The 11,465-nt window shown below is 69.7% G+C and carries 9 protein-coding genes; 4 read left to right on the top strand and 5 right to left on the bottom strand.

Annotation, left to right across the window (positions count from 1 at the left end; genetic code table 11):
- Positions 1-23: 23 nt before the first annotated feature.
- Both OG953_RS26035 and OG953_RS26040 read right to left on the bottom strand, forming a co-directional pair.
- Positions 24-620: a DinB family protein gene (locus OG953_RS26035; RefSeq protein ID WP_405687254.1), complete on the bottom strand. Its 597-nt coding sequence runs from the start codon at positions 618-620 to the stop codon at positions 24-26.
- Between the two features lie 357 nt (positions 621-977).
- Complete coding sequence (locus tag OG953_RS26040; protein WP_405687255.1) at positions 978-2,417, bottom strand: ATP-binding protein; 1,440 nt, start codon at positions 2,415-2,417, stop codon at positions 978-980.
- Positions 2,418-2,712: 295 nt separating this feature from the next.
- Between OG953_RS26040 and OG953_RS26045 the strand changes: the two genes are divergently transcribed.
- Positions 2,713-3,453 carry an HNH endonuclease family protein gene (locus OG953_RS26045; RefSeq protein ID WP_405687257.1) on the top strand — a complete coding sequence of 247 codons (741 nt, stop codon included), beginning with the start codon at positions 2,713-2,715 and terminating at the stop codon, positions 3,451-3,453.
- A 281-nt stretch (positions 3,454-3,734) separates the two neighbouring features.
- Here OG953_RS26045 and OG953_RS26050 read toward each other — a convergent pair whose 3' ends face one another.
- The 3 genes from OG953_RS26050 to OG953_RS26060 all read right to left on the bottom strand — a co-directional run bounded on the left by OG953_RS26050 (position 3,735) and on the right by OG953_RS26060 (position 6,696).
- On the bottom strand, positions 3,735-4,400 hold the full coding sequence (locus OG953_RS26050) for a nitroreductase (RefSeq protein WP_405687259.1): 666 nt from the start codon (positions 4,398-4,400) through the stop codon (positions 3,735-3,737).
- Between the two features lie 723 nt (positions 4,401-5,123).
- Positions 5,124-5,831, bottom strand: a complete 708-nt coding sequence (locus OG953_RS26055; RefSeq protein ID WP_405687261.1) for a hypothetical protein — start codon at positions 5,829-5,831, stop codon at positions 5,124-5,126.
- Positions 5,832-5,859: 28 nt separating this feature from the next.
- Positions 5,860-6,696: a DUF4190 domain-containing protein gene (locus OG953_RS26060; protein ID WP_405687262.1), complete on the bottom strand. Its 837-nt coding sequence runs from the start codon at positions 6,694-6,696 to the stop codon at positions 5,860-5,862.
- Positions 6,697-6,975: 279 nt separating this feature from the next.
- Here OG953_RS26060 and OG953_RS26065 point away from each other — a divergent pair, with 279 nt between their 5' ends.
- From OG953_RS26065 to OG953_RS26075, 3 genes are all read left to right on the top strand, one after another.
- Positions 6,976-9,138 (top strand): N-6 DNA methylase, encoded by a 2,163-nt coding sequence (locus OG953_RS26065; RefSeq protein ID WP_405687263.1) that lies wholly within the window; start codon positions 6,976-6,978, stop codon positions 9,136-9,138.
- A 120-nt stretch (positions 9,139-9,258) separates the two neighbouring features.
- Positions 9,259-9,924, top strand: coding sequence for a hypothetical protein (locus tag OG953_RS26070; protein WP_405687264.1), 666 nt, complete (start codon positions 9,259-9,261; stop codon positions 9,922-9,924).
- Positions 9,921-11,459, top strand: a complete 1,539-nt coding sequence (locus tag OG953_RS26075) for a protein kinase domain-containing protein (RefSeq protein ID WP_405687266.1) — start codon at positions 9,921-9,923, stop codon at positions 11,457-11,459. The genes OG953_RS26070 and OG953_RS26075 overlap by 4 nt, the downstream gene beginning before the upstream one ends.
- Positions 11,460-11,465 lie beyond the last annotated feature (6 nt).

Below are 11,465 nucleotides of genomic sequence, written 5' to 3' on the forward strand. Positions count from 1 at the left end.
GGAGACAGGAAGAGGCGGGGCGGTCAGTCGCCGGCCTCCCGGGCCACCCGTTCCAGGCGGGCGTGGTGGTCCTTCCACCAGGTCAGGTCGCTGGACGGCAGGCTGTCCTGGGTTGGGGTATAGCCGGTGGCTCCGTCGATGAGTTCCCGCACCACGTCGGCGTGGCCGGCGTGGCGCTGGGTATCGGAGATCACGCGGAGCAGGATGTGCTGCAGCGTCGCCTCCCGGCGCTCCTCGGGCCACCACGGGACGTGGCCGGTGGCGTCGAGGTCGAGGGCCTCGATCGTGCTGTCGGAGTGCGCCCAGGCGCGGCGGTACAGCCCGACGATGTCCTCGCGGGACTCGTCCGCGGCGGCCCACATGTCCGCATTGGGCTCCGCATCCCGCGTGTACCACCAGGACGGCGGCTCCCCGGTGAAGTACGGCCGCCCGAACGTGTCGCCGAAGTAGCCCAGCTCTACACCGGCGAGGTGCTTGAGCAGACCGAGCAGGTTCGTGCCCGTGGGCGTCAGAGGACGGCGTACGTCGTACTCGGAGAGCCCTTCGAGCTTCCATACGAGGGCGTCACGCCCCTGTTGCAGGTAGTGGAGAAGGTCCGCTTTCGGGTTCGGCTCGATCATGCCGGCAGTCTTCCACCCGGCACTGACATCCCGCTCCGACGGATCTACCGGTTCGCACATGCATCCAAGGAGTGCGGCGAATGCGGTCGCTCGTGCCCCGCAGAGCGGGCGCGGTCAAGGTCTTTTATTCCAAGGGTGGTTAGCGATTTTCCCTTTCAAAGGCGTTCTCTGTGGCAGGGGTTGACTCGGTTCCATTCCATGCATGGCCGTTCGGGCGGGGCAACTCGTGCGGAGCGGAACCGAGCAACGTTTCCGGATTGAGATCGATGCTGTGGTCTGCCGCGCCAGAGGGACGGCTACCCACGGCAGTCCACGAGTGTGCGGAACGTGACTGCGCCACCTCGGGGGAAGGGCTTTTCACGCGCGCCAGGCGGCCAGCAGATCCGCAGGGGTGAGTGTCAGATCCGGGTGTACGCCGTCCTCAACCCCCGCCGGGCACACCGCAAGCAGAGGGGCCGCCGACGCGCCCGGTACGGCGGACCGGGCCTCGGTGAGGCGGGAGAGCTCACGGTCGCTGAAGCGCTTGGTCTCGCGCCACTTGACCGAGCCGAGGAGGAGCGTGCGCTTCCCCGAGGCGGCGGGGACGACGATGTCGTACTCCTGGCTGTTGTCACGGTTCCACCAGCTCCCCACCTGTCCGGTGTCCTCCAGCCCCGGTAGCTCCGGGGCGAGCCGGTACACCGCCTCCTGGACGAGTGGCTCGATGGCGCGGCCCCGCCAGCTCGGCCAGCCCCGGTCGAAGGCGCCGCGGGCGATGTCCGCCCGGCCGCGGGCGATGTGGGCCTGCTGTTCCTCGACGAAGCGGAACCAGAAGCGCAGGTACGGGTCGTCGATGCGGTAGCGCCGCAGCCTGCTGTTCGCGGGCGCGCCCACCGGTACGTCGACGCTGACCGCTCCCTTGCCGGCGAGCACCTTTATGGCCCTGGTGACCGCTGTGTGCGCGGTGCTTCCTTCCTCGGGAAGCCTTCCGACGACCTGGGTGAACGTGCTGACTCCGATATCGGCACCCCCCATCGCGGACAGGACGCGCCGCGCCTGCTGCGCGTCGGGGAATTCGGCGTCGAGAGACCGCTGTCCCATGACCGCCAGATCGCTGTTCTCGTCACCGAGCTGTTCGTGCACGAACGCCCGAGTGCTGCGCGCGCGTGCTCGGTCCAGCACCAGGCGTGGGTAGCCCCCGGTGATGAGTGCGGTATCGAAAGCGGCCAGAGGGTTCCCGCCGCCGCCCAGGGCCTCGGCGCACTCGGCGGGATCGAAGGGAGCGACAGTGCTGCTCCTGGCCCGGCCGTAGAGCGGCCCGTCGTGTTCGGTCAGCCGCTCCATCATCCCGACGTCGGAGCCGATCAGTACGAAGAGAACGGGAGTGTTCTCCAGCTGTCGGTCCCAGGCGTTCTGGAGCTGTCCCTCCAGGGTCGGATCCGCCGCGGCAGCCCACGGGAACTCGTCGATGACGACGACGGAGGGGGTGCTGCGGCAGGCGACGGCGATCCGGCCCAGTGCGTCCCGCCAGTCGCCGGGAGGAGCGGAGAAGAGCGAACCGGCATCGGCGAGCGGGGTCGTCGAGGTGTGCAGCTCGGCTGTGAGGGTCTGGAGCTGGAGGGCGGGCGGTGCGTTCTTCACGGCGGAGAAGTAGAGGTAGGGCAGCCCCGACTGCTCGACGAAGCGTGTGAAGAGCCGGGATTTTCCCACCTGCCGACGCCCGCGCACGGCGAGCAGCTGCCCGGTTCCGGACTCCCGGATGCGCAGCATGCGGCGTTCCAGATCGGCGAGTGTGCGTTGACGGCCGTAGAAGCCCATGCGTCTACCTCCCGGACCTCGGCGAAACATGCATGGATGAATCATACGTCGAGGAAACATACATAGATGCATGTTAACCGGAGCTGTGATCGCGGGTATCGGTGAACAGGCTGTAGCCCCCGGTGGTGAACCTGCCGTGGTTCGGTGGTTCGACGGGAGTGTGATTCAGGCCGCATCCGGCCCGAACCGTAGCCATGTGCATGCCTCCCAGGGATAGGCCTCCGTAGGATTCCCGGGTTCGGCTTTCTCCCCGTCAGGACGGCTTCGAGTGATACCTCCCCGCACGTACCGAGTGATGCTGCCCGCCCTCAGCGCGGCGGCGGTGCTGGCTCTGGTCGGCTGTGACCCCGAGCAGACGTCCTCCGGGGCCGGGCGGCAGGGCGGCGGTCAGGCCGTCACCGGATTCGGGGCCAGTCCGCTCGACAATGCCGACGGTACGAAGCCGGGGCTCGCGCCGCTCACGTCCGAGGCGGACAGGGCAGCCGGCCGGAAGATCATCGAAAAGGTGGCGACGAAGGGGCGGGGGCCGAAGACCGGGTACGCGCGCGACAAGTTCGGCTACGCGTGGAAGGACTCGGTCGACGGGATACCGCTCGCGAGGAACGGCTGCGACACCCGTAACGATCTCCTCGCCAGGGACGGCAAGGACGTGAAGTTCCGCTCCGGTTCGGACTGCGTGGTCGTGTCGATGAACCTGTACGACCCGTACACGGGCAAGGACATCTCCTGGAAGAAAGCGAAGGCCACGGAGGTACAGATAGACCACGTGGTGCCGTTGTCGTACGCCTGGCAGATGGGTGCCGCACGCTGGGACAAGCAGAAGCGGCAGCGACTGGCGAATGACGTCCTCAATCTGCTGCCGGTGTCGGGCTCCACGAATTCGGCCAAGGGGGACTCAGGACCCGCGTCTTGGCTGCCGCCGAGTAGGGCGATTCGGTGCTCGTACTCGGTGCGGTTCGCGCAGGTGGCGGAGAAGTACGAGCTTCCTGTGACGGCGGCGGACAAGAGCATGATGCTTCGCCAGTGCGGTGCTTGAGCCGCAGGTGTTACGGCTCGAACGTCATCCGGCCTGCGGCTTCGAGCGCGGCGCGGCGCGGCGGGCTTCGGCCCGGGTGCGGGCGTGGTGGTCCTGGTCGTAGCGAGGGTGGCCGCCCCGGCACATCCACCGCTCTGTTGCCTTCGGCCCTTCGCCCTGCTGCCTGTTGTCAGGCCACGCCGCCCAGTTCCGCGACCTGTGCCAGCCTTCGATGGGATGGTGACCGTATGGGTCACCGACTGCTTGGCTGGGGTCTCCTGTGGATCCTGACCGCCAAGCTGTCACACCCCGATGAAACTCACTGTTTCTGTCATGTCCGCCCGCCCGGTACGCAGCCGTGGGGCGCCTTCCCTCTCGAATCCCGCCGCGACACCACAGAACAGCACGAGCCCGTCATCAGCCCCGACTATCTGGCTGACGGTCTTGCGATACATCGTCCACATCACCTGGGGGCAGCTGTGCAGGCCTTCCGCCCTCAGTAACAGCATGACCGTCTGCAAGTACATCCCTGCGTCCCCCCACTGCCCAGGCCCCATCGTCCGGTCGAGGTAGCAGAACAGCACGACCGGCGCCCCGAAGGCCTCCGAGTTCAAGGCGGCGATCTTTGTGGGTCTGTCGAGGTCGTCGCGCTCGATCCCCAGCGCTTTGTACCGCTGGGCGGCCGCGGCGGAAAAGCGGTCCAGATACGGCGAGGTCAGTTCGGCCGGGTACATCGGATATTCCCGCTCATCACCAGGGTCTCCCGCCAGTGCCCTGGCCGTCGCGCGCTTCTTCAGTTCGGCCAAGGGTTCGCCGGTCACGACATACACATGCCACGGCTGGAGGTTCCCACTCGACGGAGCCCGCGTCGCTGCGGCCAGCACTCGTTCGAGTACCTCTTTGGGTACCGGCTCATCGCTGAACGCTCGCACGGCCCGGCGACTGTCCACGGCTTCATATACATCCACGTCTTCTCGTCCTCTCGCCCAACGACAACCACCTCTCTACCGTCTTCAGCATGCAAGAAGGCAACAGAGTGATCCGGATCGCACTTCGATGCGTTGACAACGGGCCCAACACGGCCGGACCGAACATCAAGCACAATCTCACCGGGATTTGCTGCACCTCAACTACTCACACCCGCTGTCCCCGAGCGTTTGAGCTGCTTGATCACTCCTCCTTGCCGCCCGTCGAGCTGGGTGTGCAGTCGGCGGACGTCCGCTTCCAACTCGGCGTTCCTGAGAGCCAGTACTTGAATCCGATTCGCGTACGCCGCCACAGTCGCGCACAGCTCCCGAATTTCGGCTGCCTTCTCCCGGCGGAGCTGGGCCTCGGACTGCTTCAGCGAAGTGATCTCCTGCCTGAGTTCGTCTGTTTCGGGACGCCGGGCGTCAGGCGAGCTGATGACCCTTGCGACAGGGGACCTGTAGTACGAGGGTCCGCCGGAACTGCCGGGTGTCGAAAGCCCAGGGGAGGGCGGTGGTCTCCGCGTCGTCATCTGTGTCCGGGACTGCGTCGTACGGAGTCGCCGTCGCCAAGGGAACGTAGAGCCCGTCCGGCGTGCTGAATAACTCGTTGAGGTGATCCGAGCAGTGCGGCGGCTGATTCTGCGCCGTGTGCAGTGAACGCGCGGACGGAACCCGCCCCGGGGTGGGGCGGGTTCCGTTGTCCGGTCAGGCGGTCCGGGTGCGTCAGGTCTTCGGTCTCTTCGCCGTGAACGGCTTGTCGAACTCGGAGAACTCGACCGTTATGGGGCCGGCGGCGTGTCCTGTTCCGCTGTGCGGGAAGTGCAGCTTCATCAGACAGGGCCTGCCTTCGGTCGCGACGTTCGCTGTCCACTTTCCGCCGTCCGTCGTACCGGTGACGGTCAGGGTGGGTACGTAGGAGCCGACCGTCGCCGTTCTTCCCTTGCGGGCCGTTGCGCTCTTCGCTGCGAGGAGGCCGAGGAACGACTCCCGGTCGCAGAGGCGCTCGGCGAGTTCTGCGTGCCGGTCGCCGGTGGAAGGCTTCACCCAGCGGCCCGTGAGCTTCTTGATGTCGGCGGCGGCGGCCGCTCGCAGCATCGCGGCGTCGGACAGGGTGTAGACCGTGCCGCCCGTCCGCACCAGCTCCATCGTGCCCGCCGCGCCCATGGACAGCGTGACCATGCACTCGCCCCTGACGTCCGTGGCGACGAACGCCTCGACCGGGCCCTCGGGGGAGGTCGTCTCCACCGTCATACGTACCGACTTGGCGCCCCGGGTCGCCGCGAGGGCCTTGTTGACGATCTCGGGGCCGGTCAGCCGTGCATAGGGAGCGGCGCTTCGTGCATCGTCGAAGAGCGTGTCACAGGCCGCCGTGGGGCCGAGGGCTGTCACGGTGCAGAGAGCGGCTGCCGCGGTGCGGGCGAGTGGGCGCATGGTGGTCGGCTCCGGTCGAGGGGGAAGGTCAGAGCTTCAGGTCCCACTGGGTGGCGTCGTACGTAAACCCGGGGTTGACCTCGACGGTCAGGTTCTTGGCGTCCGAGGGGGCGTCGAAGGCGAACTGGACCGTGACCTTCTTGCCCGGCAGTACCGTGCCGCTGAAGCCCTCGCCGACCTTGCCGTCGAAGATCTGATCGGCGTCCACACCGTCCTGGCCGGCGCGGGCCGTGACGCTGACGAGCGCGGAGTCGAACTTCTCCTTGCCCGCGTTCTCGATGACGACGGCGACCCGATAGGCCTTGTTGCCCTTGGTGTGCCCGGCGGCGTACGTGTCCGGGGTGTACGAGGTGGCGTCGCCGACCGTGACCGTCAGATCGTCGTCGTACACGGCCGAGTCCCCGGCCTCCAGCGCCTTGCCGGTGTCCTTCTTCTTCGCCGCGTCCCCGTCCTTCGCGGAGTCGCTGCCGGGCTTCGGCTTCGCGGAGGCCGTGGTGTCGGACACCGCCTTGTTGAGGTCGTTCACCGCATCGTCCACGGCCTTGAACGTGATCACCGCACCCACCACCGCGAGGATCAGCGAGATGAGGCCGAGGACGGCGCCGAAGGTCGTCATTCCCTTGTTGGTGGCCTCGCCGCGCTTGGCCCGGCCCCGGCCCGCCAGGCCCAGGATCAGGGCGATGACGCCGAGGATGCCCGCCAGCCAGAACAGGAACGGGATCAGGCCCGAGACGGCGCCGATGACACCCAGGACGAGAGCGGCGATGCCCAGTCCGTTACGGGCCGGGCGCACGCCCGGCGTCTGGGCGGGGGCGTACGGCTGCTGGGGCTGCGGGGACTGCGGCGGCTGCGTGAACTGGGACATGGCTGTGCCCTCCGGCAAATGCAGAGATGGGTGGTGAGCGGTTCCGTGCATCGCTTTCGTGTAGCGACGGGTCAATAACAGCAGAGCTTGTGAACCGAGTCAACACTGTTCACGCTTGATGGGTTGATGCACGCCGTGAATCAATGTCGCGTGAACGCGGTCGGTATGCTCGCCGACAAACCAGTACGGGGACGAGCGCCAGGACCGCCAGGACCGCCAGGACCGCCAGGACCGCCAGGACCGCCAGGACCGCCAGGATCAGGACCAGGGAGACAGTCAGTGCCGGAGAACTCGACAGAGGTGACCGCGGCCGGGATCGCCCGGCTCGCGGGTGTGGGGCGCGCCGCCGTCAGCAACTGGCGCCGTCGCCATGCCGACTTCCCCAAGCCCGTCGGCGGCACTGAGACGAGCCCGTCCTTCGCGCTGCCCGAGGTCGAGCAGTGGCTGCGCGACCAGGGGAAACTCGCCGAGGTCCCACTCCGTGAACGGGTCTGGCAGCAACTCGCGGGACACCCGGCCGGCGCGGTCCCCGCCCTGGTCCACGCGGGCTGCGCCCTGCTGCTCCTGCGGAACAGCCCCACCGTCTGGCCCGAGATCACCGCCGTGTCGGACGAGCGGATGGCCGGTGTGCTGTCCCTCGCCCTCAACGACGTGCTCGCCGCCCGCTTCGGACCGGCCGCGGAAGCCGGACGGGCTGTTCACACCCCCAGCCGCGCGGAACTGCTGCCGTCCATTCCGCTGCTCCGCGGCGCCGCGGAACTCGCTGCCGAGACCGGGGCCCGGCAGACCTTCGAGTTCCTGCTCGGCCGCCAACTGGACGCCAACCCGCGCCAGTACACACTCACCCCGACCGGACTCGCCGAACTGATGGCCGCCCTGGTGGAGACCGGGAAACAGCCCGCCCGCACGGTCCTCGACCCCGCCGCGGGCACCGGCGCCCTGCTGCGCGCCGTCGGCCGCCCGACCGCCCTGTACGCGCAGGAGACCGACCCCGACCTCGCCGCGCTCACCGCACTGAGGCTCGCCCTGCTCACCGACCCCGACAACAGCTGCGCCCTTGCGGTACGGACCGGCGACACCCTGCGCGCCGACGCCTTCCCGCACCTCGCCGCCGACGCCGTGCTCTGCCACCCGCCGTTCAACGAACGCAACTGGGGCCACGACGAGCTCGCCTACGACCCGCGCTGGGAGTACGGCTTCCCGGCCCGCACCGAGTCCGAACTCGCCTGGGTCCAGCACGCCCTGGCCCATCTGCGCGAGGGCGGCACCGCCGTACTCCTGATGCCCCCGGCCGCCGCGTCGCGCCGTTCCGGCCGCCGGATCCGCGCCGATCTGCTGCGCCGCGGCGCCCTGCGCGCCGTCATCGCACTCCCCGCCGGCGCCGCACCCCCGTACGGCATCCCGCTCCATCTCTGGGTGCTGCGCAAGCCGGGCAGCGGCCTGCATCCCTCGCCCGAACTGCTGCTCGTCGACACCGCCGAACCCGCCGAATCCCCCTCGGCGGGCCCGGCAGCCGCCGCCCCGTCAGGCGGACGCGACCGGCTCGACTGGCAGGCGGTGCGCAGCGCCGTACTCGACGCCTGGCAGTCGTTCGAGGGCGAGGGCGAGGGCGAGGTCGAGGGCGCAGGCACGGGCAGGCCCGGCCGGGCGGACCGGACCGGTCCCTGCCACCCGCTCGGGACCCGCCCGGGCGTCAGCCGCGCCGTCCCCGTCATCGAACTCCTCGACGACGACGTGGACCTGGCCCCCGCCCGCCATCTGCCGCCCCCGGCAGCCGCGGGCGGACCGGCCGAACTGATTCGCGTACGGGAACGGCTCACCGAGACGCTCGGTCTCACCGGCACCCTCACCCCCCCGGCCGTGACCCTCTCCGACCCGGCCCACTGGCCGCTCACCACCGTCGGTGAACTCGCCCGCGCCGGCGCCCTCCAGCTCCGCACCGGCGGCCCCGGCACCGGCCCGGTCCCCGTCCTCACGGAACACGACGTCCTCGGCTCCACCGCCCCTTCGGGAAGTCTCCCCGTCGACGGGCCCCCCGAGGAGCCGGTCCTCGTCGAACCGGGCGATGTCGTCGTCCCCGTGCTCGGCGGCGGCTCCGTCGCCCGTGTCATCGACGACGCCACCGCGGGCGCCGCACTGGGCCGCAACCTCCAGTTGCTGCGCCCCGATCCGGCCGCCCTCGACCCCTGGTTCCTCGCCGGTTTCCTGCGCGGCACCGCCAACAACCGCCAGGCCAGCAGTTACGCCTCCACCGCCACCCGGCTGGACGCCCGCCGCCTCCAACTGCCCCGGCTGCCGCTCGCGGAGCAGCAGAGGTACGGGGAACGGTTCCGCGCCCTGGCCGATTTCGAGGACGCGCTCCGGCTGGCCGGCCGGCTCGGCGGACAACTGGTCCAGGGGATGTACGACGGACTGACGGACGGCACGGTCGCGCCGAAGTGAGGTGAACCACAACGGTTCCGTACAACCCGGGGCCGGTTGTCGGTGTCGCCCTTTACGCTCTGATCTGCGTGCATCGAGCGTGTGCGTGGACGTTCAACGACCAGGTCTCCAGGAGCAGCCATGTACGCCCCGGGTCATCCGCCGACGCCGCCGCGCCGGGTTCCCAGCCGGGCCTGGATCGTCTCGATGCGTGTGCTGTTCGTCGTGCTCTCGGTGTGCTCGCTCGGACTGCTGCTGTGGAGCCCGCTGCTCCGCCTCGCGATCGTGCGCCGCCGGACGTCCGACTGGTGGCTGACCGGGGCCGGGTTCGTGTTCGTCTGTGTGCTCCTGCCGATCCTCGGCAGGGACGGCAATGACGAGCCCACAGGCATCGACAACGTCCTCATACCGCTGCTGTTGCTGGCGATGGCGGCCGCTTCCGCCTACTACCTGGTCGGGGACATCCGCCACTACGAACAGCTCACGAAGCGGAACCTCATGGGCGGTTACGCGCCCTCGGCGCCGGGGTACGGATACGCGCCCACGGTGCCGATGCGTGTGCCCGCCCCCGCGCCCATGCCCGTACAACAGCCGCCGCTGCGTCAGCCGATGCAGGCAGGGCAGCCGATGCAGCCGCCCGCCGCACCACCGCAGCAGTACCAGCAGCCCCAGCCTCACCCTTCGGCTCCCCCTCAACCGAGCCCCCGGCCGCACCCTCAACCGCACCCCCAGCCCCAGCGCATCGACCAGGTCCGTGCCGAGCTCGACGAGCTGAGCGACTACCTCCGCAAGGAGGAGGGACGGTGAGCGGACGCCTCATCGGCGGGCGGTACCAGCTGGCGACCATCCTCGGCCAGGGCGGCATGGGCCAGGTCTGGACGGCCTACGACCAGCGACTGGACCGCCGGGTCGCGGTGAAGCTGCTCCGCCCCGACCGGGTCACCGGCCCCATCGGCAGCGAGGCCGCGGGCGAGCTGCGCCGCCGCTTCGTCCGCGAGTGCCGGGTCACCGCCCAGGTCGACCACCCGGGCCTGGTCACCGTCCACGACGCGGGCAGCGACGGCGACGACCTGTACCTCGTCATGCAGTACGTAGAGGGCGCCGACCTCGCCGACCATCTCGCCGAGCACGACCCGTACCCCTGGCAGTGGTCCGTCGCGGTCGCCGCCCAGCTCTGCGCCGTCCTCTGTGCCGTGCACGCGGTGCCGATCGTCCACCGCGACCTCAAGCCCCGCAATGTGATGGTGCGTCCGGACGGCACCGTCACCGTCCTCGACCTGGGCGTCGCCTCCGTCCTGGACACCGACACCACCCGTCTCACCCACACCGGTTCACCGATCGGCTCCCCGGCATACATGGCTCCCGAGCAGGCGATGGGTGGTGCTGTCGGCCCGTATACCGATCTGTACGCACTCGGTGTGCTCCTTCATGAACTGCTCAGTGGCGACGTGCCGTTCGCGGGGTCGACCGCCCTCGGTGTGCTGCACCGCCACCTCTACGAGCCACCGCTCCCGGTCCGCCGGATCCGGCCCGACATCCCCGAACCGCTCGAAGCGCTGGTGCTGCGGCTGCTGGCCAAGGACCCGCAGCACCGCCCGTCCGGCGCTCAGGAGGTGTACGAACACCTTGCCCCGCTGCTCCCCACCCGGGGCACCGGTCACCCGACAGGGCCGCTCGACCCGACCCGCCCCTTCCTGCGCCCGCACGCCCCGTGGCCCGACCGCGCGACCACCCCGCCCCCGTCTCCGGCCCCGCCCGCCCCGGCCGCAGCCCGGCCCGATGTCGCCGCCGCCGTCGATGACGTCAAGAAGCTGCTCGGCGAAGGCCGCATCACCCAGGCCGTGGACATCCTCGGCTCCATCCTCCCGGTCGCGGCCGAACAGCACGGTGAGGACTCCGCCGTGGTCCGCATCCTGCGCAAGCAGTACGCGGCGACGCTGATGGACGACGGCCAGTACCGCCGCGCCCTGCCCGAACTGCGCCGCCTCGCCGACGACCGCGCGGCGCAGGCCGGCCCGGCCGACGCCCAGACCCTCCAGTTCCGCTACGACGCGGCCCAGTGCCTGGAGCAGCTCGGCGAACCGGCCGCCGCGCTCGCGGAGTACCGCGCGGTTCTCCCGTACTACGAGAACCACCACGCCATGGGCAACGACCCGGCCCGCTCCTTCGAGATCCGCAACCGCATCGGGCACCTGCTGCTCGCGGTCGGCGACCATGTGGCGGCGCGCGTACAGCTGCAGGGGCTGCTGTACGACACGGAGCGGGCGTACGGGCCGCACCATCCGCTGCCGGTGGAGCTGCGCCGCCGCCTCGACCGCCAGGTGGAGGTGCACGGCGGCTGACAGGGC

This window comes from Streptomyces sp. NBC_00057, assembly GCF_045041165.1.
Taxonomy (GTDB): domain Bacteria; phylum Actinomycetota; class Actinomycetes; order Streptomycetales; family Streptomycetaceae; genus Streptomyces.